Source organism: Rhodanobacter sp. FW101-FHT13A11, assembly GCF_058790335.1.
In genome coordinates this window covers 104,598-126,882 of the sequence record NZ_JBYTCN010000001.1, presented here as the reverse complement: position 1 = coordinate 126,882, position 22,285 = coordinate 104,598, and the positions used below count along the sequence as shown (strand labels likewise).

At 66.7% G+C, this 22,285-nt stretch carries 16 protein-coding genes; all 16 read left to right on the top strand.

The window, feature by feature from the left end; translation table 11 throughout:
- Positions 1-62 precede the first annotated feature (62 nt).
- The 16 genes from AC3WRN_RS00575 to AC3WRN_RS00500 all read left to right on the top strand — a co-directional run bounded on the left by AC3WRN_RS00575 (position 63) and on the right by AC3WRN_RS00500 (position 22,274).
- Complete coding sequence (locus tag AC3WRN_RS00575) at positions 63-2,516, top strand: TonB-dependent receptor (protein WP_492621458.1); 2,454 nt, start codon at positions 63-65, stop codon at positions 2,514-2,516.
- A gap of 254 nt (positions 2,517-2,770) precedes the next feature.
- Positions 2,771-4,042, top strand: coding sequence for an efflux RND transporter periplasmic adaptor subunit (locus tag AC3WRN_RS00570; RefSeq protein ID WP_492621457.1), 1,272 nt, complete (start codon positions 2,771-2,773; stop codon positions 4,040-4,042).
- A 156-nt stretch (positions 4,043-4,198) separates the two neighbouring features.
- Positions 4,199-4,921, top strand: a complete 723-nt coding sequence (locus AC3WRN_RS00565) for an ABC transporter ATP-binding protein (RefSeq protein ID WP_492621456.1) — start codon at positions 4,199-4,201, stop codon at positions 4,919-4,921.
- Positions 4,922-5,021: 100 nt separating this feature from the next.
- Positions 5,022-6,332 carry an ABC transporter permease gene (locus tag AC3WRN_RS00560; RefSeq protein ID WP_492621455.1) on the top strand — a complete coding sequence of 437 codons (1,311 nt, stop codon included), beginning with the start codon at positions 5,022-5,024 and terminating at the stop codon, positions 6,330-6,332.
- A gap of 10 nt (positions 6,333-6,342) precedes the next feature.
- Entirely contained in the window at positions 6,343-7,584 is a 1,242-nt protein-coding gene (locus AC3WRN_RS00555) for an ABC transporter permease (protein WP_492621454.1), read from the top strand.
- A gap of 135 nt (positions 7,585-7,719) precedes the next feature.
- On the top strand, positions 7,720-9,036 hold the full coding sequence (locus AC3WRN_RS00550; RefSeq protein ID WP_492621453.1) for an ABC transporter permease: 1,317 nt from the start codon (positions 7,720-7,722) through the stop codon (positions 9,034-9,036).
- Between the two features lie 169 nt (positions 9,037-9,205).
- Positions 9,206-10,459 (top strand): ABC transporter permease, encoded by a 1,254-nt coding sequence (locus AC3WRN_RS00545; protein ID WP_492621452.1) that lies wholly within the window; start codon positions 9,206-9,208, stop codon positions 10,457-10,459.
- Positions 10,460-10,615: 156 nt separating this feature from the next.
- Positions 10,616-11,923, top strand: coding sequence for an ABC transporter permease (locus AC3WRN_RS00540; protein WP_492621451.1), 1,308 nt, complete (start codon positions 10,616-10,618; stop codon positions 11,921-11,923).
- A 7-nt stretch (positions 11,924-11,930) separates the two neighbouring features.
- Positions 11,931-13,163 carry an ABC transporter permease gene (locus AC3WRN_RS00535; protein ID WP_492621450.1) on the top strand — a complete coding sequence of 411 codons (1,233 nt, stop codon included), beginning with the start codon at positions 11,931-11,933 and terminating at the stop codon, positions 13,161-13,163.
- A gap of 112 nt (positions 13,164-13,275) precedes the next feature.
- Entirely contained in the window at positions 13,276-14,601 is a 1,326-nt protein-coding gene (locus AC3WRN_RS00530) for an ABC transporter permease (RefSeq protein WP_492621449.1), read from the top strand.
- An 11-nt stretch (positions 14,602-14,612) separates the two neighbouring features.
- Positions 14,613-15,827 carry an ABC transporter permease gene (locus AC3WRN_RS00525; protein WP_492621448.1) on the top strand — a complete coding sequence of 405 codons (1,215 nt, stop codon included), beginning with the start codon at positions 14,613-14,615 and terminating at the stop codon, positions 15,825-15,827.
- 89 nt (positions 15,828-15,916) lie between these two features.
- Positions 15,917-17,755: a DUF885 domain-containing protein gene (locus AC3WRN_RS00520; protein ID WP_492621447.1), complete on the top strand. Its 1,839-nt coding sequence runs from the start codon at positions 15,917-15,919 to the stop codon at positions 17,753-17,755.
- 145 nt (positions 17,756-17,900) lie between these two features.
- Positions 17,901-19,247, top strand: a complete 1,347-nt coding sequence (locus tag AC3WRN_RS00515) for a sigma-54-dependent transcriptional regulator (RefSeq protein ID WP_492621446.1) — start codon at positions 17,901-17,903, stop codon at positions 19,245-19,247.
- Between the two features lie 194 nt (positions 19,248-19,441).
- Positions 19,442-20,827, top strand: a complete 1,386-nt coding sequence (locus AC3WRN_RS00510) for a sensor histidine kinase (RefSeq protein WP_492621445.1) — start codon at positions 19,442-19,444, stop codon at positions 20,825-20,827.
- A gap of 61 nt (positions 20,828-20,888) precedes the next feature.
- Entirely contained in the window at positions 20,889-21,830 is a 942-nt protein-coding gene (locus AC3WRN_RS00505) for an SPFH domain-containing protein (RefSeq protein ID WP_068093225.1), read from the top strand.
- 87 nt (positions 21,831-21,917) lie between these two features.
- Positions 21,918-22,274, top strand: a complete 357-nt coding sequence (locus AC3WRN_RS00500) for an endonuclease domain-containing protein (protein WP_492621444.1) — start codon at positions 21,918-21,920, stop codon at positions 22,272-22,274.
- Positions 22,275-22,285: the final 11 nt, after the last annotated feature.

Below are 22,285 nucleotides of genomic sequence, written 5' to 3'. Positions count from 1 at the left end.
TCACGGGGACGCGACGGGCGGGCCTGACCCGGCTGCCGCTTGCGGCGGCGATCTGTCTGGCCATGGCCGCGCCAGCTTTTGCGCAGGACGCGGGGCAGGCCCAGGCGCCGGCGGCGGCGCCGGCGGCGAAACCGAAGACCACGACGCTGAGCGTGGTGAACGTGACCGCGCAGAAGCGCGTGGAGAACCTGCAGAAGGTGCCGATCAGCATCAACGTGCTGGAGACCGACCAGCTCGAGGCGCTGCACGTGCAGAACTTCAACGACTACGTGAAGTACCTGCCCAGTGTCACCTTCCAGCAGGGCGGCGGCGGCATCGCCACCGGCCCCGGCTTCGCCAGCATCTACATGCGAGGCGTGGCCAGCGGCGGCAACACCAACCATTCCGGATCGCAGCCCAGCGTGGGCGTGTACCTGGACGACCAGCCGGTCACCACGATCCAGGGCCCGCTCGACATCCACATGTACGACATCGCCCGCATCGAGGTGCTGGCCGGGCCGCAGGGTACGCTGTACGGCGCCAGCGCGGAGGCGGGCGCCCTGCGCATCATCACCAACAAGCCCGATACCAGTGGTTTCGCGGCGAATTACGCCATCGGCGTCGACAAGGTGGCGCACGGCGGCGTCGGCTTCACCGCCGAAGGCATGCTCAACATCCCGATCAGCAAGAGTGCGGCGGTGCGCATCGTCGGCTGGCGCGAACACGATGCCGGCTACATCGACAACCAGGCCGGCTCGCGTACGTTCCCGGTGTCCGGCATCACCGTCAGCAACGCCGACAACTGCAAGCCGGGCCCGATGCTGGAATGCTTCGGGCACGCCCGCAAGCACTACAATGACGCCAACACCAACGGTGCCCGCGCCGCGCTGAAAGTCGACCTCAACGACAGCTGGTCGATCAGCCCGACCCTGATGGGGCAGCAGACGATCTCGCACGGCACCTTTGCCGGCGATCCCGCCATCGGCGACCTGGCGGTCACCCACTTCTACCCCGAGCGCGTCAACGACCGCTGGTGGCAGGGCGCGCTGACCGTGCAGGGCAAGATCGGCAACTTCGACCTGACCTACGCCTATGCGCACCTCAAGCGCGACCAGGAAGAGCAGACCGATTACAACGACTACTCGTTCTGGTACGACACCCTGCTTTCCTACGGTGCCTACATCCACGACAACAGCGGCGCCCTGATCAATCCATCCGAGTTCATCAGCGACCGCGACCACTACGCCAACAGCAGCCACGAGCTGCGTATCGTCTCGCCCAAGGAGGACCGGCTGCGGGTGGTCGCCGGCGCGTTCTGGCAGAAGCAGAAGCACGACATCATGCAGGACTACCAGATCAACAAGCTGGCGACGTCGCTGTCGGTCGCCGGCTGGCCCAACACGATCTGGCTGACCCGGCAGATGCGCTACGACTACGACAAGGCGCTGTTCGGCGAGCTGTCCTACGACATCATCCCCGACGAACTCACCGCCACGGTGGGCGAGCGCTATTTCCGCACCAGCAATGACCTGTACGGCTTCTACGGCTTCAGCAAGGGCTTCTCGCCGAATTCGAGCTACGGCGAGGCGGGCTGCATCTCGCCGCAGCCGTTCATCGATGCGCCGTGCCTGGTCTTCAACAAGCACGTGAAGGAAAGCGGCTCGCTCGGCAAGGTCAACATCACCTGGAACATCTCGCCCACCAAGATGATCTACGCCACCCGCTCCGAAGGCTTCCGCCCGGGCGGCGTCAACCGTGCCGGCCAGCTGCCGCCCTACCAGGCGGATTTCCTGACCAACCTGGAGCTGGGCTGGAAAACCTCCTGGTTCGACAACCGGGTGTCGTTCAACGGCGCGGTGTTCCGCGAGAAGTGGAACGACTTCCAGTTCAACATCCTCGGCGCCAACGGCCTCACCCAGATCAAGAACGCCAACTCGGCCCGCATCGACGGACTGGAGTCGCAGGTGAACTGGCAGGCCACCTACAACCTGAATCTCAGTACCGGCCTCGCGTGGTACAACGCCAAGCTGACCGCGAACTATTGCGGATTCACCGACGCCAACGGCAACACGGTCACCTATTGCCCTGCCGGCACGATCAACCCCAACACCGGCGCGGCGGTGAACGGGCCGCTGGCCCCGAAGGGCACGCAGCTGCCGATCACGCCCCGCTTCAAGGCCAACCTGGTGGCGCGCTACACCTTCAACCTGGGCGGGAACGATGCCTTCGTCCAGGCCGCGTTCGTGCATGTGGGCCGACGGACGACCGACCTGCGCCTGCTCGAGCGGAGCCTGCTCGGCAACCTGCCGGCGTACAACTCGGTCGACTTTTCCGCCGGCATCCAGAAGGGCAGCTGGTCGCTGAACGCGTATGTCGACAACGCGTTCGACAAGCGGGGGGCGCTGTACAAGTTCACCGAGTGCGGCGTGACGGTGTGCGCTGCCCACAATGTCGTCGCGCAGTACCCGAACGGACAGGTCTACACCGGCTTCAGCCAGCCGCGCACGTTCGGCATCCGCTTCAAGCAGGACTTCTAGGCGGGCGAGGCCAGTCCGCGTGCAACAAAGGCCCCGGTGCGAACCGGGGCCTTTCGCGTTTCCGGGGGTAGCCGCGGCGATCGGCCGGGTCGCGTTCGTCCGGCTGTCCGTGCGGTGTCCGCGGACACTGCACCGGCAAAGCGCGTTATAAGCAAATCATTGGAATACAAGTTGTTTTTTCGCCGTTGCCGCGTGGCACGCGGATTGCAGCCATCTCCGTGCAACCGCGCTGTCCGCGGTCAGGAACGGCATCGATGATCCGCGACACTTCCGCACAAGACCGCCTGGTCGAGGTGAAATCCAATCCCAGGCGCCGGCTGATCCTGGTCGGCGCCGGCGTGCTCGTGCTGGCCCTGCTGGCGTGGCTGGCGCCGCGTGCTGGCCGGCTGTTCTCCGCTTCCGAATCGGTCAGCAGTTCGCGGCTGGCGTTCGCCACCGTGGAGCGTGGTCCGTTCGTGCGCGACATTGCCGCCGAGGGCAAGGTGGTCGCCGCGGTCAGCCCCACCCTGTACGCCACTTCCGGCGGCGCGGTGACGCTGAAGGTGCACGCCGGCGACACGGTGAAGAAGGACCAGGTGCTGGCCACCATCGTCAGTCCCGAGCTGACCAACAAGCTGGCGCAGGAGCAGAGCAACGCCGACGCGATGGAAGTGGAATACCAGCGCGCGCAGATCGACGCGCGCAAGAAGCGCGGCGAACTGCAGAAGGCCTACGACAACGCACAGATCGACGCGACCGCCGCCGAACGCGACCTCGAGCGCAACCAGAAGGCATTCGACAAGGGCGCCGTACCCAGCATGGCGGTGGACCGCGCCCGGGACGAGCTGCAGAAGGCGAAGATCGCCCTGCAGCACGCCAAGGCCGACCTGGGCATGGACAATACCAGCCTCAGCTTCGACATCCAGTCGAAGAAGCTCGCGCACGAGCGCCAGCTGCTGCTGGTGAAGGACCTGCAGCGCCAGGTCGACGACCTCAACGTGAAATCGCCGGTCGACGGCCAGGTCGGCCAGCTGTTCATCGCCGAACGCGCCACCGTGGCCAAGGACGCGCAGCTGCTCAGCGTGATCGACCTGTCCGCGCTGCAGGTGGAGATGCAGGTGCCGGAAAGCTTCGCGCGCGACCTCGGCATCGGCATGGCCGGCGAGATCAGCGGCAACGGCCACACCTGGAAGGGCCTAGTCAGCGCGATCTCGCCGGAGGTGGTCAACGGCCAGGTTGCCGCGCGGCTGCGCTTCGACGGTGACACGCCGAAGCAGCTGCGGCAGAACCAGCGCCTGTCGGTGCGCGTGCTGCTGGACAAGCGCGACGACGTGCTGACCGTGCAGCGCGGCTCGTTCGTCGACGAATCCGGCGGAAGCTACGCCTACCTGGTGCGCGACGGCCTCGCCAAGAAAACCCCGATCCGCGTCGGCGCCTCCAGCATCGACAAGGTGGAAATCCTCGACGGCCTGAAGGCAGGCGACCGCATCGTGATCTCCGGCACCGACAGCTTCAAGGGCGCGGCCACGGTCGCGATCAGCAACTGACGATTTCGCCCTCCCCTGCGCGCAGGGGAGGGCTGGGGAGGGGTAGCTCTTTCGCCAGCCCGCACCCCCTCCCAGCCTCCCCCTGCGACCGAAGGAAGTCCCTTTGGGACATGCAGGGGGAGGAGCAAAGACCATCACCACCACCGAGGAACAACCATGCTGAAGATGACCCACCTGTCCAAGGTCTACCGCACCGAAGTGGTGGAGACCTACGCGCTGCGCGATTTCAACATCGACGTGAAGGAGGGCGAGTTCGTCGCCGTCACCGGCCCGTCCGGTTCCGGCAAGACCACCTTCCTCACCATCGCCGGCTTGCTGGAAACCTTCAGCGGCGGCGAGTACCACCTCGACGGTATCGAGGTGAGCAACCTCAACGACAACGCGCGCTCGAAGATCCGCAACGAGAAGATCGGCTTCATCTTCCAGGCGTTCAACCTGATTCCCGACCTCAACGTGTTCGACAACATCGAGGTGCCGCTGCGCTACCGCGGCATGAAGGCGGCCGAGCGCAAGCAGCGCATCATGGATTCGCTGGAGCGCGTGGGCCTGGCCTCGCGCGCCAAGCACTACCCGGCCGAACTGTCCGGCGGCCAGCAGCAGCGCGTGGCGATCGCCCGTGCGCTGGCCGGCAGCCCGCGCCTGCTGCTGGCGGACGAACCGACCGGCAACCTCGACACCCAGATGGCGCGCGGCGTGCTCGAACTGCTGGAGGACATCCACCGCGGCGGCGCCACCATCGTGATGGTCACGCACGACCCGGAACTGGCGGCGCGCGCCCAGCGCAACGTGCACATCATCGACGGCCAGGTGGTGGACCTGTCCGAGGACCCGCGCTTCCACTCCATCCACGCGGTCCAGGCGGACGAGGCGCACGGCTGAGCGGCAGGGATTCGGGATTGGGGACTCGCAAGAGCCGCGGCCCGCGGACCCGCCGCTTTCCCTGATCTCCCATCCCGTCCCCCGAATCCCGGAACTTGAGATGCTCGCCTACTACTTCCAACTTGGTCTGCTCAGCTTGCGCCGCAATCCGGCTCTCACCGCGCTGATGGTGATGGCGATCGGCTTTGGCGTGGCCGCGTCGATGATCACGTACTCGGTGTTCCGCGCCGTGTCGGGCAATCCCATTCCGGGCAAGTCCGCCCAGCTGTTCACGCCGCAGGTCGACAGCTGGGGGCCGCAGCAGAACCTGAAGGGCGAGCCGGCGGAAGCGCTGGCTTACACCGACGCGATGGCACTGATGCGTGCGCACGCGGCGAAGCACCAGACGCTGTTGTATCCGGTGCAGCTGTCGGTGATGCCGGGCGGCAATCGCGATCTCCCCTTGAATGCCAACGGCTACGCCGTCACCGCCGATTTCTTCACCATGTTCGAGGTGCCGTTCCGCTACGGCAGCGGCTGGGGTACGCAGGACGATGATGCGCGAGCCAGCGATGTGGTCATCAGCAGCGAGCTCAACCAGAAGCTGTTCGGTGGCGCCAACAGCGTGGGGCGTGCGCTCAGCCTTGGCGGTCATGATTACCGCGTTGTGGGCGTCGCCAGCCACTGGAACCCGCGTCCACGTTTCTACGACCTGTTCAGTACCAGCGGCTTTGCCGACGAGCCGGATATCTACATGGTGTTCAACCGTGCGCTGGATCTGCAGATGCGCACGGGCGGTCGCAACAGTTGCCGCGGTTCGCTCGCCTACACGAGCTGGCAAGGCTATCTGCAAAGCAACTGCGTCTGGGTCACGCCATGGGTGGAACTGGGCAGCCCCGCCGAAGTCGCCAGCTACAGCAGCTTCCTCGCCAACTACGCCGCTGACCAGCAGCGCGCGGGCCGCTTCAACTGGGCAGCCAACGTGCGCCTGCGCGACGTGATGCAGTGGCTCGATTACGAGCACGTGGTGCCGCCGGAAAGCCGCATCTCGCTGGCGGTGGCGCTGGGCTTTTTCCTGATCTGCCTGGTCAACACCATCGGCCTGCTGCTGGCGAAATTCATGCGCCGCGCCGGCGAGATCGGCGTGCGCCGCGCCCTGGGCGCAACGCGGGGCGAGATCTACAAGCAATACCTGGTCGAGGCCGGCACGGTGGGTCTCGCGGGCGGCCTGCTGGGCCTGCTGCTCACTGCGCTGGGCGTGTCCGGCGTGGGCATCCTGTTCCAGCCGGAGATCGCCAAGCTGGCGCAGCTCGATTTCTCGCTGGTGGGCCTGACTTTTGTCGTTGCGATCATCGCCACCGTGCTGGCGGCGTTCTACCCGGCGTGGCGCGCGGCACACGTGCAGCCCGCCTGGCAGTTGAAGTCGAGCTGAGGAGAGCGCCATGCATATCCAGATCAGGCCCATCCTCACCGCGCTGCGCCGGCACAAGGCCGGCACCCTGCTGATCGCGCTGCAAATCGCGTTGACCTTGGCCATCGTGTGCAACGCGTTGTTCATCATCCACCAGCGACTGGCCAACCTGTCCGCTGCCAGCGGCGTGGACGAGGCCAACGTATTCGTCATCGCCAATATGTGGGCGGACGTCGGCCAATCGACGGCGCAGGTCGATGCGCAGGTGCGCGCCGACCTGCTCGCGCTGCGGCAGCTGCCTGCCGTGTCCGACGCCACGCCTGCCAGCGGTTATCCGCTGAGGGGCGGCGGCTGGGACAACTTCGTCACCATGACGCCCGAGCAGACCAGGCCGACCACCGATGCGGCGGTGTACACCGGCGACGAACATTTCATCGGCACGCTGGGCCTGAAGCTCGTCGCGGGGCGCAATTTCCGCCCCGATGAGGTGATGGTGATGGGCACCCAGCAGGCAATCACCCCGCCGACGGCGATCGTGAGCAAGGCGCTGGCCGACCGTTTGTTCCCCGATGGCAACGCGCTGGGCAAGAGCTTCTACGCGATGGGCGCCACGCCGAGCACCATCGTCGGCATCGTCGATCCGCTGCACCGGCAAGGCGTGGATCAATGGAGCAACGGCTATGCCGGGCAGGCGCTGATCTGGCCGATGCGGGCGGATGATTCGCGCGGCATCTACTACATCGTGCGCGCCAGGCCCGGCCAGCTTGCCGACGCGATGCGCGAGGCGCCCAAGGCCCTGTACGCGCAAAGCCGCCTGCGCATCATCGACCCGAAGGACGGCATCCAGGACTACGCCACCATCCGTCACAAGGTGTACGACCGTGACCGCGGCATGGCGATCCTGATGGGCATCATCAGCGTGGTGCTGCTGGCGATCACCGCGGCCGGCATCGTGGGCCTCACCAGCTTCTGGGTCGGCCAGCGCCGCAAGCAGATCGGCGTGCGCCGCGCGCTGGGCGCCCGGCAGTGCGACATCCTCGCCTACTTCCTCACCGAGAACTTCCTGATCAGTGCGGTGGGCGTGGTGCTGGGCACCGTGCTGGCGATCGCCTTCAACCTGTGGACGGTGACCCGTTTCGAGATGAGCCACATGTCGATGGCCTACGTGGGCATCGGCGTGGCTGTGCTGCTGCTGCTCGGCCAGGGCGCGGTGCTGGCGCCGGCGCTGCGCGCTTCGCGGGTGTCGCCGGTGGAGGCGACGCGCTCGGTGTGACGTTCTTTTCTCCCTCCCCTGCAAAGCAGGGAAGGGCTGGGGATGGGTGCTTTTGATCTTGACGTCAAAAGCTTTACCCCCTCCCGACCTCCCCCTGCTTTGCAGGGGAAGGAGACAAAACCTGGAGCATTTGGAATGTTCAGCTACTACCTCGAACTGGCCCTGCGCAGCCTCAAGCGAAGTCCCGGCCTGACCGCGCTGATGGTGCTGACGATCGGCTTCGGCGTGGCCGCGTCGATGACCACCTGGTCGGTGTTCCGCGCGGTGTCGGGCGATCCGATCCCGTGGAAGTCGTCGAAGCTATTCGTGCCGCAGATCGACAACTGGGGGCCGAACGGGCGCAGCAGCGACGGCGAGCCGCCGAACGCGATGGACTACAACGATGCGGTCACCCTGATGCGCGATCACCGCGCCAGGCTGCAGTCGGCGATGTACCAGATCTCCCCGTCGATCGTGCCGGCGGATGCGGGCAAGCATCCGATCAACGTCAGCGGCCACGCGGTGTACGGCGAGTTCTTCCCGATGCTCGACGTGCCGTTCCTGTACGGCAGCGGCTGGAGCGCCGACGACGATGCGCAGCGCGCCGCGGTGGCGGTGATCAGCAGCAAGCTCAACCAGAAGCTGTTCGGCGGCGACAACAGCGTGGGCAGGACCGTCAACATCGAGGGCAAGGACTACCGCGTGGTCGGCGTGCTGAACGACTGGAATCCGCAGCCGCGTTTCTTCGACGTGGTCAACAGCGGCGGATTCTCCACCGGCGTCGAGGATGTGTTCGTGCCGTTCCAGCGCGCCATCGCCGTCGGCATGCCGAACGACGGCAACACCAATTGCAACGCCGTTCCCACCGAGTCGGGCTTCGTCGGCCTGCAGCATTCCGCCTGCGTGTGGATCGCCTACATGGCCCAACTGGACGATGCGGCCGCGGTGACGGCCTACCGGCAGTATCTCGACGGCTACGCGCGCGACCAGCAGCAATCCGGCCGCTTCGGCTGGGCGCCGAACAACCGCCTGCGCGACCTGCCGGCGTGGCTGGACAACCAGCATGTGGTGCCCAGCGACACCAAGGTGTCGCTGCTGGTGGCGCTGGGCCTGCTGCTGGCCTGCCTGGTCAACACGGCGGGCCTGCTGCTGGCGAAGTTCCTGCGTCGCAGCGGCGAGATCGGCGTGCGCCGCGCGCTGGGCGCGCCGCGCCTGGCGATCTACGCGCAGTTCCTCGTCGAGGCCGGCATGATCGGCCTGAGCGGTGGCGTGCTGGGCCTGCTGCTGACCGGCGTCGGCGTGGCCAGCGTGGGCTGGGTCTTGCCCAAGGACATCGCCGCGCTGGCGCGGGTCGACTTCTCGCTGCTCGTGCTCACCCTGCTGGTGGCCGTCGTCGCCACCGCGCTGGCCGGGCTGTATCCCACCTTCCGTGCCTCGCGCGTGCAGCCCGCGTGGCAACTGAAATCGAACTGATGACTGCCCCACGACTCCGCCCAGCCGTAGGAGCCCGCTCGCGGGCGATGCTTTTGAGCCGGGATTCAGAATTCAGGATCCGGGGTTTGCACAAGCAGGAGCATCGCCCGCGAGCGGGCTCCTACGGTATCGGCGGCGGCCCGTCTGTCTCGCGCAAGGAACGACAACCATGACACTCCCACCCATTCTCGCGGCGTTGCGCAAACACAAGGCCGGCGTCGTGCTGATCTCGCTGCAGATCGCGCTGACCCTGGCGATCGTCTGCAACGCGGTATTCATCATCGGCCAGCGCGTCGAACGGGTGAACCGGCCCACCGGCCTCGACGAGAACGACCTGTTCCTGGTTTCCCAGCAATGGGTGGGCGCGCCCAGCGGCGACGACCCGTCCGGCGTGGAAAAGCTCGACGTGATGCAGCAGGAGGACCTGGCGGCACTGCGCAACCTGCCCGACGTGGCCTCGGTGGCGCCGAGCAACTCGGTGCCCCTGCTCAATTCCTCGTGGACCGGCGCGCTGTCGCTCAAGCCCAACCAGAAGTTCGAGAAAGGCATCACGCGCACGGCGTACTACTTCACCGACGAGCATGCCCTGGCCACGCTGGGCCTGCGCCTGGTGGCCGGCCGCGCCTTCACGGCCGGCGACGTGCAGCACCAGGGAGCACGCGACCAGCGTGATCGTCCGATCGTGATCGTGACCCAGGCACTGGCCGACAAGCTGTTCCCGCAAGGCGGCGCGGTGGGCAAGGTGGTCTATGCCGATGGCAGCAGCGCGCCGAGCACCGTCATCGGCGTGGTCGCGCGCCTGCAGACGCCAAGCACCGGCAGCTGGGGCAACGGCTTCGCGTGGCACTCGACCCTGGTGCCGACCCGGCTGGACGCGAACTTCGCGCGCTACGTGGTGCGGGCCAAGCCGGGCCGGCGCGATGCCGCGATGCGCGCCGTGCCGGCGACGCTGTATGCGGTGAACCCGATGCGCGTGCTCGACGACGACAGCGTCAAGTCGTTCGCCGATATCCGCGCCAGCGCCTACCGCGCCGACGTCGGCATGGCGATCCTGATGGGCGTGGTCTGCCTGATCCTGCTCTGCGTCACCGCCGCCGGCATCGTCGGCCTCACCAGCTTCTGGGTCGGCCAGCGCCATCGGCAGATCGGCGTGCGGCGCGCCCTGGGCGCGCGCCGGATCGACATCCTGCACTACTTCCAGATCGAGAACCTGCTGATCGCCGGGATGGGTGTCGTGCTCGGCGTGCTGCTGGCGGTGGGCCTCAACGCGTGGCTGATGATGCATTACGAGATGACGCGCCTCCCGGTGCTGTACGTGCTGACCGGCGTGCTGGCGATGCTGGCGATCGGGCAGGCCGCGGTGTTCGTGCCGGCGCGGCGCGCGTCGAACGTGCCGCCGGTGGTGGCGACGCGGGCGGCGTGATGAAAGCCGGGAATCGGGATTCGGGATGGGGGATGACCAGACATTCGTCTGTTGAAAGCCGGCAAAGCCAAGACTTGCCGTGTCGCTGCTCTTCCAAATCCCGAATCCCGAATCCCGAATCCCGAATCCCGAATCCCGTCTCCAAAGGAGACCTTGATGTTCACCTACTACCTCGACCTGGCCCTGCGCAGCCTCAAGCGCAACAAGGCGCTCACCGCGCTGATGGTGCTGGCGATCGCGCTGGGCATCGGCGCCAGCATGACCACGCTCACGGTGCTGCACGTGCTGTCCGGCGACCCGCTGCCCGGCAAGAGCGCGCAGCTGTACTACCCGCAGGTCGATCCGCAGGACATCAAGGGCATGCAACCGAACAAGGAGCCGCCGGATCAGCTCACCCTGATCGACGGCCTGAACCTGCTGCGTGCCGGTCGCGCCGACCACCAGGCGCTGATGAGCGGTGGCTCGGTGCCGGTCCAGCCCGAACAGTCCTCGCTCGACCCCTTTTACGTTGAAGCGCGTTACACCACGGCGGATTTCTTCGCGATGTTCGATGCGCCGTTCCTGTACGGCCACGGCTGGACCGCGGCGGATGGCGAGGCCAAGGCGCGCGAGGTGGTGATCGCCAGGTCGCTCAACGACAAGCTGTTCGGCGGAGCCGACAGCGTGGGCCGCACGCTGCGCATGGCGGGAACTTCGTTCCGCGTCGTGGGCGTGCTGGACAGCTGGCAGCCGAATCCGCATTTCTACGATCTCAACACCGGCTCCTACGCCTATGGCGAGCAGGTGTTCCTGCCGCTGCAGACCATGCTGGAGCTGCGGCTGGACCGCAACGGATCGACCGATTGCTGGGGCAATGGCGGCGGTGGCGTCGGCAGCATCCTGCCTTCGGATACCTGCGTATGGCTGCAGTTCTGGGCGCAACTGGACAGCCCCGCGAAAGCAGCCGCGTACAAGGAGTTTCTCGTGCACTACTCGCAGGAGCAGAAAGCGCTGGGCCGGTTCCAGCGCGCTCCCAACGTGCGCCTGCGCAACGTGGTGCAGTGGCTCGACTACCAGAGGGTGGTGCCCAATGACGTGCGCCTGCAAACCGGGTTGGCGTTCGGCTTCCTGCTGGTATGCCTGGTCAACACGGTGGGTCTGATGCTGGCCAAGTTCATGCGCCGCTCGGCCGAGCTGGGCGTGCGCCGTGCGCTGGGCGCGTCGCGGCGCGCGTTGTTCGCGCAGTTGCTGATCGAATCCGGCGTGATCGGCCTGGTCGGCGGCATCGGCGGCCTGCTGCTGGCGATGTTCGGGCTGTGGCTGGTGCGACAGCGGCCTTCGGATTACGCCGCGCTGGCACACCTGGATCCGAGCATGCTGCTCGCCACCTTCGTGCTGGCGGTATGCGCCACGCTGTTGGCCGGCCTGCTGCCGGCCTGGCGCGCCTGCCAAATCGCGCCCGCCCTGCAACTGAAGAGCAACTGAGGTGAGCATGGACATTCTTCCGATCCTTTCCACGCTGCGCCGGCACAAGCTCACGTCCTGGCTGCTGATCCTGGAGATCGCGCTGACCTGCGCCATCGTCTGCAACGCGGTATTCCTGATCGGCCAGCGCCTGCAGCGCATGGACATGCCCAGCGGCGTGGCCGAGCACGAGCTGCTGCAGATCCAGGTGGCCGATGTGACGACTCCGTCCAATCCGTATGCCCGCCTCGCGGAGGATGTGGCGGTGCTCAGGCAGGTGCCCGGCGTGCTTTCGGTGGCTTCCTCCAACCAGGTGCCGTTCGGCCACTCGTCGTCGAACGGCAACATCCGGCTCGACCCGGCGCAGCCCGAGCGCACGCTCTTCGCCACCACCTATTTCGGCGAGAACCTGGTGCCGACGCTGGGCACGCGGCTGGTGTCCGGGCGCGACCTGCGGCCGGATGACTTCGTCGATGTGGAGACGGCGTTGAAGGCGCTCGGCACGGGCGACAGCAAGAGCCTGCCGCACGTGACGCTGATCACCCGGACCCTGGCCGAGCGGCTGTGGCCGGGACAGAACCCGCTCGGTCGCGCCATCTACCTCACGCCGGTGGTTGGCCTGCGCGTGGTCGGCGTGCTGGACAGTTTGGTGCGGCCGAATGCCTACGACGAGGCCAAGGCGCAATACACCATGGTGGTGCCGATACGCATGGGCGCGAGCAAGGACCAGAGCTACCTGATCCGTACCCGGCCGGAAGATCGCGCGAGCGTCATGGCCGCTGCGCTGGCTGCCCTGAAGAAGGCCGACCCGCAGCGCGTGGTAACCACCCAGCGCAGTTTCGATGAAGTACGCCGGAAGTTTTTCCAGGACGACCGCGCGATGGCCGGCATGCTGGTCGGCGTGATCGTGGCGCTGCTGACCGTCACCGCGCTGGGCATCGTGGGCCTGGCCAGCTTCTGGGTGGCGCAGCGGCGCCGCACCATCGGCGTACGCCGCGCGTTGGGCGCCACCCGCCGCAACATCCTCAACTACTTCCAGACCGAGAACTTCCTGCTCGCCACCATCGGCATCGCGCTGGGCATGGCGCTGGCCTACGGCATCAACCTGTTCCTGATGACCCACTACGAATTGCCGCGATTGCCAGGCATCTATTTCCCGGTGGGTGCCGTATTGCTGTGGCTGATCGGCCAGGTCGCCGTGCTCGGCCCGGCGCTGCGCGCGGCGGCGGTGCCGCCAGTGGTGGCGACGCGGTCCGTTTGATGAGCGCGATACCTGTAGGAGCGCACCCTGTGCGCGATGCCCTGCGCCAGGCACACACCAAATGCAATCGCGCACAGGGTGCGCTCCTACGGGCCTTGATGGAGTGATGCACATGTTCGCCTACTACCTCGACCTGGCGCTGCGCAGCCTGAAGCGCAACAAGATACTCACCGCGCTGATGGTGATCGCCATCGCGGTCGGCATCGGCGCCAGCATGACCACGCTGACGGTGATGCATCTGCTTTCCGGCGATCCACTGCCGGACAAGAGCGGCAAGTTGTTCTACGCGCAAGTGGATGCTGTCCCAGACACTAGCTACAGCCACACCGAACCGCAGGACATGCTGGACTACCAGTCAGCGATGGATCTGTGGGGTGCGCATCGCGCAGACCGGCAGGCGCTGATCGTGGACAGCCAGTTGAAAGTGCATGCACCTGGCGTGGATCTGCCACCTCTGATGGAGATGATGCTGTCGACTACGGCGGATTTCTTCCCGATGTTCGAGGTCCCGTTTCGGTACGGCAACGGCTGGAGCGCGGACGACGACGCGAAGCACGCGCGCGTGGCGGTGATCTCGGCCAACCTCAACGACAAGTTGTTCGGCGGTGCCAACAGCGTGGGCCGCACACTGCGCCTCAAGGACACCGATGTGCGCATCGTCGGCGTGCTGAAACCGTGGCGGCCATCGCCGCAGTTCTACACGGTGGCCGGTGGCCGTTTCTCGCACGGCAACACCGCGGACTATTACGCCAAGCCGGAGGACGTGTTCGTGCCGTTCACCAGCGGCCTCGAAATCAACGACGGCAACTTTCATCAGTTCAACTGCTGGCACATCCCCGACAAGCCCGGCCATCTGGTAAACGCGCCGTGCGTCTGGATCGGTCTGTGGGTGGAACTGGGCAGTGCGGCGAAGGTGGCCGGCTACCGTGACTTCCTGGCCGGTTATGCCGCGCAGCAGAAGGCGCTGGGGCGCTTCATCCATGCCGACAACACGCGCTTGCGCAGCCTGATGCAGTGGCTGGACTTCAACGGCGTGGTACCCGGCGACGTGCGCCTGCAGACCTGGCTGGCATTCGCCTTCCTTGCGATCTGCCTGTTCAACACGGTGGGTCTGCTGCTGGCGAAGTTCCTGCGCCGGGGTGGCGAGATCGGCGTGCGCCGCGCGCTCGGCGCCAGCCGTGCGACGGTGTTCGCGCAATGTCTGGTCGAGGCGGGGCTGATCGGCTTGCTAGGCGGCATCGGTGGTTGGCTGCTGACGCTGGCTGGCCTGTGGCTGGTACGGAGACAACCCGCGGCGTACGCGGACCTGGTGCATCTGGACGCCCCGATGTTCCTGATCACCTTCGCGCTGGCGATCGCGGTGAGCCTGCTTGCCGGCGCGCTGCCCGCCCTGCGCGCGAGCCGCATCGCGCCTGCGCTGCAACTGAAGACGTTGTGAGGATGCCGGTCATGCAGATACGCCCCATCCTTTCCGCGTTGCGCAAACATCGCCTCGCCACCTTGCTGATTGCGCTGGAGATCGCGCTGGCTTGCGCGGTGCTGTGCAACGCCTGTTTCTTGATCGCCAACCGGCTCGGCATGATGAAGATCCACAGCGGCGTGGACGAATCCTCGCTGGCCGTGATTTACCTCACCGGTTACGACAGCAGCGCGGATATCGATGTCAACGCACGCATGCTTGCCGGCCTACGTGCGATCCATGGCATGCAATCGGTCAGCGTGATCAACACGGTGCCGTTCGGCCAGCAGGCCGGTACAGTGGGCATCACCACGGATGCGGCCGGCCAGCACTATGGCGCCGTGGTGGACATATACAACGGCGGCCCCGGCAGCACGCAGGCGCTTGGCCTGCAGCTGGTGGCCGGGCAATGGCCGCGGGCCGACGATTACCAGGCGCTGCAAGGCGACTTCCCGACGGATGCGCGCGTGCTGATTACCCGCTCGTTGGCCGAACACCTATGGCATGGCGCCGACCCGCTGGGCAAGGAGTTCTGGTGCGACAAGCTCCACTTCCGCGTGATCGGCGTGGTCGAGCATCTGGCGCGAGCCCGTCCTGCGAGTCGTGGCGCGAGTGCAGCGGAGTGGTCGGTGTTTGCACCGGCGCAGCCAGGCAGGTTCCTTTCCGGCACGTACCTGTTGCGTGCCGATCCGAAGGACCTGCCGCGCGTGCTGCACGACGCGAAGGCGGTGGTCGCGAAGATCGCCCCGGACGTGGTGCTCGACCACGAGAACAGCCAGACCCTGGGCGATCTGCGCAGCACGTACTTTCAGACCGACCGCGCGATGGCCGGCATGTTGGTGGGCGTGATCGTGGCGTTGCTCGGCGTCACCGCGCTCGGCATCGTCGGCCTCGCCAGTTTCTGGGTGCAGCAGCGCCGTCGGCAGATCGGCATCCGTCGCGCGATCGGCGCCACTCGCGCCGACATCCTGCATTACTTCCAGACCGAAAACTTCCTGATCGTCAGCTTCGGCATCGCGCTGGGCATGGTGCTGGCCTACGCACTGAACCTGGTGCTGATGACGCATTACGAATTGCCGCGCCTGCCGTTGTACTACCTGCCGATCGGCGCGCTGGCGCTGTGGGCGCTGGGCCAGCTCGCCGTGCTCGGCCCGGCGCTGCGCGCGGCAGCAGTACCGCCGGTAGTGGCGACGCGGTCGGTGTGAGAATTGTGCTGTCCAGTACCTGAAATCGAGTTTCATGCCAGTCACAATGCATGTTCGTGAACCCATGTACACCCCGGAGAACTAGCCTGATGAAGACCTTGCCGCTGCTTGTCTGTGCGAGCCTGTTGGGCTCGGTGACCGTGATTTCATCAACCGTGGCCTCACCTGCCCAGGCCGCACCGGCGACGCAGGTTGCTCAGGCGGGCGTGGCGACCCGGGTGAAGGCGCTCAACGCGCTGCTGGCCGAGCAATGGCAGCACACGCTGCAGAACAGTCCGGAGTTCGCGACGATCCTCGGCGACCTGCGTTACAACGACCGCTGGAGCGACCTCTCGCTGGCGCATGCGGCGGCCGAGAACAAGGTGACCGCGGATTTCCTGAAGCGCTTCGAGGCGATCGATACGAGCGGGTTCTCCGATACCGACAGGCTCAACCAGCAGTTGATGGTGCGCCGCCTGAAGGACAATCTGAAAAGCTATGACCTGAAGCTGCACGAGATGCCGCTGGAGCAGATGAGCGGCATCCACCTGCAGCTGGCAGGTTTCGTCAGCTCGATCCCGTTCAACAACACGAAGGAATACGAGGATTATCTCGCGCGCCTGAAGGCGGTGCCGAAAGGCTTCGACCAGGTGATCGATGTGGCGCGGCAGGGCATGCGCGACAAGATGATGCCGCCGAAATACCTGCTGGAGAAAGTCGTCACGCAGATCGCCAGCATCGAGAAGCCGGCCGGCATGGACAGCGTGTTCGCCGAACCGCTGAAGCATTTCCCGGCATCGGTGTCGGCGGCCGACCAGAAGCGCCTGCATGACGCGATCCTTGCGGCGATCGACCAGGACGTGCGTCCGGCCTATCGCAAGCTGGGCGAATTCGTGGCCAAGGATTACGCACCGCACGGGCGCAGCCAGCCGGGTATCTGGGATTTGCCGAACGGCGATGCGATCTATCGCTACGACGTGGAGCAGATGACCACCACCAAGGAGTCGCCGGAGAAGATCCACGAACTTGGCCTGGCCGAGGTCAAGCGTATCGAGGGCGAGATGACGAAGATCGCCAAGTCGCAGGGCTTCGCCGACCTGGCCAGCTTCCGTGCCTCGCTGAAGACCAACCCGAAGACGCACGCGACTTCGCGCGAGGACATCCTCAACCGTTATCGCGGCTATCTGGCGCAGATGCAGCCGGAGCTGCCCAAGCTGTTCGACCTGCTGCCGAAGACCAAGGTGGTGGTGGTGCCGGTGGAGGCATTCCGCGAGAAGGAAGCGCCGACGGCCGAATACCACCAGGGCACGCCGGACGGCTCGCGGCCGGGGCAGATTTTCGTCAACACCGGCGATTTCGCGAATCGCAGCGTGCTGTCGATCGAGTCGACCGCCTATCACGAAGGCGTGCCGGGGCATCACCTGCAGATCTCGATTGCGCAGACCCTGCCGGCGCTGCCACCGTTCCGCCAGCAGGCCGGCTACACCGCCTATATCGAGGGCTGGGCGCTGTATTCGGAGCAGTTGGGCAAGGACATCGGCTTCTACCAGGACCCGCTGTCCGACTACGGCCGCCTGTCCGACGAGTTGTTGCGCGCCGACCGCCTGGTGCTCGACACCGGGGTGCATTACAAGCATTGGACGCGCCAGCAGATGGTGGATTTCTTCCACGCGCATTCCAGCGAGGACGAACCGGACGTGCAGGCCGAGACCGATCGCTACGTCACCTGGCCGGGCCAGGCGCTGGCCTACAAAATGGGCGAGCTGAAAATTCTCGAACTGCGCACGCGCGCGAAGCGGGAGCTGGGCAGCCGGTTCGATATCCGTGCGTTCCATGACGAGATCCTCGACGGCGGCGCGCTGCCGCTGGACGTGCTGGAAGCGCGCACCGACGCATGGATCGCCGCGGTGAAGGCGGGCAAGGCGCCGGCGCACCCGGTGGCGGGGTAAATCGTCAGGCTGGTCGAATCGTCAGCCGCTCCCACGGAAATCGGCAATCATGCGAGGCGCCGGTGCTTCCGGGTTTGAATAGTCCGCAAGTCATGGCAACCTTTCAGGTCGGAGCGGCATCCATGACCGCATGTGCAGAAGAAAGATGCGAACCGTCCTGATCATCGACGACAACCCGGCCGTGGGCGAGGCGCTGTCGCTGGCGCTGTCGCTCAACGAAATCCGCCCGCTCACCGCGCTGACGCCCGACGAGGGGCTGGCGCTGCTGCAGCGCGAGGCGGTGGACGTGGTGATCCAGGACATGAACTTCACCGCCGACACCACCTCGGGCGAGGAGGGCGTGGCGCTGTTCCGGGCGATCCGCGAGCGCCATCCGGACCTGCCGGTCATCCTGCTGACCGCGTGGACGCATCTGGAGACCGCGGTGGAACTGGTCAAGGCCGGCGCTGCCGACTACCTGGCCAAGCCGTGGGACGACAACAAGCTGCTGGCCACGGTGGAGAACCTGCTGGAGCTGTCCGAGTCGACCCGCGAGGTGAGCCGCAGCCGGCGCGAACGCCGCCAGCGGCGCGAGCAATTGCAGCGCAAGTACGACCTCGACGGCCTGGTGTTCGCCTCCGAGGCGATGGCGCGCACGCTGGACCTGGCCTGCCAGATCGCCCGCTCCGACGTGCCGGTGCTGATCACCGGCCCGAACGGCACCGGCAAGGAACGCATCGCGGCGATCGTGCACGCGAACTCGGCGGTGAAGCGCGGCCCGTTCGTGGCGGTGAACTGCGGCGCGCTGCCGGGCGAGCTGATCGAGGCCGAGTTGTTCGGCGCCGAGGCCGGCGCGTACACCGGCGCGAACAAGGCGCGCGAGGGCCGCTTCGAGCTGGCCGATGGCGGCACCTTGTTCCTGGACGAGATCGGCAACCTGCCGCTGCCCGGCCAGATGAAGCTGCTGCGCGTGCTGGAGACCGGCCAGTTCGAGCGGCTCGGCTCCGGCCGCACGCGCCATGCCAAGGTGCGCGTGCTGTCGGCGACGAATGCCGACCTCAAGGCGATGATCCAGGCCGGCACGTTCCGCGAGGACCTGTATTACCGGCTCAACGTGATCGAGGTGAACCTGCCGCCGCTGGCCGAGCGCAACGACGACATCCTGCCGCTGGCCGAATTCTTCCTGGACGGCCGCGCCGAACTCGGTGACGCCGCGCGCGAAGCCTTGCTGGGCTACCCGTGGCCGGGCAACGTACGCGAATTGAAGAACGCGATCGAGCGCGCCTCGCTGCTGGCCGGCGGCCACCCGATCACCCCCGAACTGCTGAACCTGCCGCAGCATGCGGTGGCCGCCGCCACGGCGCGCAATCTCGACGAACCCAGCCGCGAGGCGGTGGAGACCGCCTTGCACAAGGCCGATGGCGTGGTCAGCCGCGCCGCGCAGAGCCTGGGCCTGTCGCGCCAGGCGCTGTACCGTCGGATGGAGCGCTACGGCCTGGCGACCACGGCTTGATGGCCGCGATGCTTGCCCCCGACCGCAAGGCGTAGAAAGATGGCTGCCCGCGTCCAGCAGGGGAGGCATCGTGCGCTATCGCCGGATCATGCCTGTTTCGGCCCGGCCGGGCGGCCCGCCGCCGGGCCGCGCGATGGCTCCGGTCGGCGCCGGGTGTTGCTGAGCCGGCCCTCCCCCGTCGAGGAGAACGACCGATGTGGCGTCGCCTGAATTCGCTGCAGGGGCGCCTGACCCTCCTGCTGGCCGTGGCCGGCGTGGCCGGCGCGCTGGTCTATGCCGGCGTCACCCAGTGGCCGCTGCCGCAGTTGCTGCTGTGGCTGCGCAAGGACCTGGCGCTGTCGATACGCGCGCCGATGCAGCTGGGCATCTACGGCGGCCTGCTGGCCAGCGTGGTCGTGCTGTTGCCGCTGGCGTTCTGGCTGGCCGGACGGGTGATGGCGCCGGTGAGCCGGCTGCTGCGCGCGCTGGAGGGCGCGGTGGCCAGCTATCGCGATGGCGATTTCAGCTTCTCGATCGCGGTCGACCGGCGCGACGAGCTGGGCGAGCTGATCCGCATGCACAACGCGCTGGGCCAGACCCTGCGCGAGCAGCGCCAGCACCTGGTGCAGCGCGAGCTGCTGCTCGACACGGTGGTGCAGAACACCCCGGTGGCGCTGGTGCTGACCGATGCGATCGGCCGGGTCGCCTACGCGAACATCGCCTCGCGGCATTTGTTCAACGAAGGGCGCAGCCTGGTCGGGCTGGACTTCGCCGAACTGCTGGCCGAAGCACCCGAGGCGCTGCGCAAGGCGGTGGAGAGCGGCGAGGATGCGCTGCTCAGCGTGGAGATGGACGGCAGCGAGGAAACCTTCCACCTGTCGCAGCGCGCGTTCCGCCTGCAGGGCCGGCCGCATCGGCTGCACCTGTTCCGGCGCATGACGCGCGAGCTGTCGCGGCAGGAGGTGGCGACCTGGAAGCGGGTGATCCGGGTGATCAGCCACGAGCTCAACAATTCGCTGGCGCCGATCACCTCGCTGGCGCATTCCGGCGCCGAGCTGGCCCGCCGCGGGCAGATGGATCGGCTGCCCGGCGTGTTCGCCACCATCGGCGAGCGCGCGCTGCACCTGCACCGCTTCATCGCCGGCTACGCCAGCTTCGCCAAGCTGCCCACGCCGCAGCCGGTGGACATCGAGTGGAAACCGTTCCTCGACGGGCTGGCGCTGCATTGCCGGTACCGCCTGGCGGCGCCGGCGCCGCAACGGCCGGGGCATTTCGACGCGGCGCAGATCGAGCAGGTGCTGATCAACCTGATCAAGAACGCGCACGAATCGGGCGGCCCGGACGACGAGGTCACGCTGTCGATCCAGGATGTCGGGAACGAGCTGCGCATCGAGGTGGCCGATCGCGGCCCCGGCATGAGCGAGACGGTGCTGGCGCAGGCGCTGCTGCCGTTCTATTCGACCAAGCGCTCCGGTACCGGCCTGGGCCTGGCGCTGGCGCGCGAGATCACCGAGGCGCACGGCGGCCGCGTGCTGCTGGCCAACCGCGAGGGCGGCGGCCTGCGGGTGAGCCTGCGCCTGCCGCAAACGGCGGCGCGATAACGGCCGGAGCCGCGCGGCCTCGCCTATACTCAAGCCTTCTTCACATGGAATGAGGTGGGCAATGGGACAGCTGCTTGCGTTGGTCGTCGTGGCCGTCGTGGTCATCGGCGTGGTCAAGCTGGTGCGCATCGTGCCGCAGGGCTTCGAGTGGACGGTGGAGACGTTCGGCAAGTACACCCGCACGCTTACCCCGGGCCTGCATTTCCTGGTCCCGATCTACCAGGCGGTCGGGCGCAAGATGAACATGATGGAGCAGGTGCTGGACGTGCCCTCGCAGGACGTCATCACCAAGGACAATGCGGTGGTGCGCGTGGACGGCGTGGTGTTCTACCAGGTGCTGGACGCGGCCAAGGCGGCCTACGAGGTGGCCCAGCTCGAGCAGGCCACGCTGGCGCTGATCATGACCAACATCCGCACCGTGCTCGGCTCGCTGGACCTGGACGAGAGCCTGAGCCAGCGCGACGCGATCAACGCCAAGCTGCTGCGCGTGGTGGACGAGGCCACGCATCCGTGGGGCGTCAAGGTCAACCGCATCGAGATCAAGGACATCTCGCCGCCGCGCGACCTGGTCGATGCGATGGCGCGGCAGATGAAGGCCGAGCGCGAGAAGCGCGCCAACATCCTCGACGCCGAGGGCTTCCGCCAGGCGGCGATCCTCAAGGCCGAGGGCGAGAAGCAGTCGGTGATCCTCGCCGCCGAGGGCGAGAAGGAAGCCGCGTTCCGCGCCGCCGAAGCCCGCGAACGTTCGGCCGAGGCCGAGGCGAAGGCGACCACGATGGTGTCCGAGTCGATCGCCAACGGCAACGTCAACGCGCTGAACTACTTCGTCGCCAACAACTACGTCGAGGCGCTGAAGGCGATGGCCGCCTCGCCGAACCAGAAGATGCTGCTGCTGCCGATCGAGGCCACCGGCGTGATCGGCGCACTGGCCGGCATCGGCGAGCTGGCGAAGGAATCGCTCGGCCAGCAGCAAGCCGCCATCAAGATGCCATCGCCGCGCTGATGTCGTGCGCCCCTCTCCCGCTTGCGGGAGAGGGGCGGGGGAGAGGGTACGATGTCGACGGAGAGGGCGTCAGGTGGGAGAGAGGGCATGGACAACCTCGCAAACGCCAAGGCCATGCGCAGTGGCCAGACACCCGCGGAGCAGCGCCCGTGGTACCACCTGCGTGCCCACCGCTTCCTGGGCCTGAAATTCAAACGGCAGAAACCCATGGGGCCGTACATCATCGATTTCATTTGCGTTGAACGGCACTTGGTCGTCCAAGTCGATGGCGGCCAACATTGCGAGCAAGTCGCCTATGATCGCCAACGTGATCAGTGGCTGGCAGCGCAAGGACTGCTCGTGCTGCGTTTCTGGAACCACGATGTATTGAATCGCACGGAGAGTGTGCTGGAGCAGATTCGTCTGATCGTCGAAGCGCCCTCTCCCCCAGCCCCTCTCCCATGAATCGGAGAGGG

Bases quoted from the DNA above. Each gene is read 5' to 3' on its own strand.
- AC3WRN_RS00575 (WP_492621458.1), top strand. From the start codon at position 63: ATGGCCGCGCCAGCTTTTGCGCAGGACGCGGGGCAGGCCCAGGCGCCG.
- AC3WRN_RS00570 (WP_492621457.1), top strand. From the start codon at position 2,771: ATGATCCGCGACACTTCCGCACAAGACCGCCTGGTCGAGGTGAAATCC.
- AC3WRN_RS00565 (WP_492621456.1), top strand. From the start codon at position 4,199: ATGCTGAAGATGACCCACCTGTCCAAGGTCTACCGCACCGAAGTGGTG.
- AC3WRN_RS00560 (WP_492621455.1), top strand. From the start codon at position 5,022: ATGCTCGCCTACTACTTCCAACTTGGTCTGCTCAGCTTGCGCCGCAAT.
- AC3WRN_RS00555 (WP_492621454.1), top strand. From the start codon at position 6,343: ATGCATATCCAGATCAGGCCCATCCTCACCGCGCTGCGCCGGCACAAG.
- AC3WRN_RS00550 (WP_492621453.1), top strand. From the start codon at position 7,720: ATGTTCAGCTACTACCTCGAACTGGCCCTGCGCAGCCTCAAGCGAAGT.
- AC3WRN_RS00545 (WP_492621452.1), top strand. From the start codon at position 9,206: ATGACACTCCCACCCATTCTCGCGGCGTTGCGCAAACACAAGGCCGGC.
- AC3WRN_RS00540 (WP_492621451.1), top strand. From the start codon at position 10,616: ATGTTCACCTACTACCTCGACCTGGCCCTGCGCAGCCTCAAGCGCAAC.
- AC3WRN_RS00535 (WP_492621450.1), top strand. From the start codon at position 11,931: ATGGACATTCTTCCGATCCTTTCCACGCTGCGCCGGCACAAGCTCACG.
- AC3WRN_RS00530 (WP_492621449.1), top strand. From the start codon at position 13,276: ATGTTCGCCTACTACCTCGACCTGGCGCTGCGCAGCCTGAAGCGCAAC.
- AC3WRN_RS00525 (WP_492621448.1), top strand. From the start codon at position 14,613: ATGCAGATACGCCCCATCCTTTCCGCGTTGCGCAAACATCGCCTCGCC.
- AC3WRN_RS00520 (WP_492621447.1), top strand. From the start codon at position 15,917: ATGAAGACCTTGCCGCTGCTTGTCTGTGCGAGCCTGTTGGGCTCGGTG.
- AC3WRN_RS00515 (WP_492621446.1), top strand. From the start codon at position 17,901: ATGCGAACCGTCCTGATCATCGACGACAACCCGGCCGTGGGCGAGGCG.
- AC3WRN_RS00510 (WP_492621445.1), top strand. From the start codon at position 19,442: ATGTGGCGTCGCCTGAATTCGCTGCAGGGGCGCCTGACCCTCCTGCTG.
- AC3WRN_RS00505 (WP_068093225.1), top strand. From the start codon at position 20,889: ATGGGACAGCTGCTTGCGTTGGTCGTCGTGGCCGTCGTGGTCATCGGC.
- AC3WRN_RS00500 (WP_492621444.1), top strand. From the start codon at position 21,918: ATGGACAACCTCGCAAACGCCAAGGCCATGCGCAGTGGCCAGACACCC.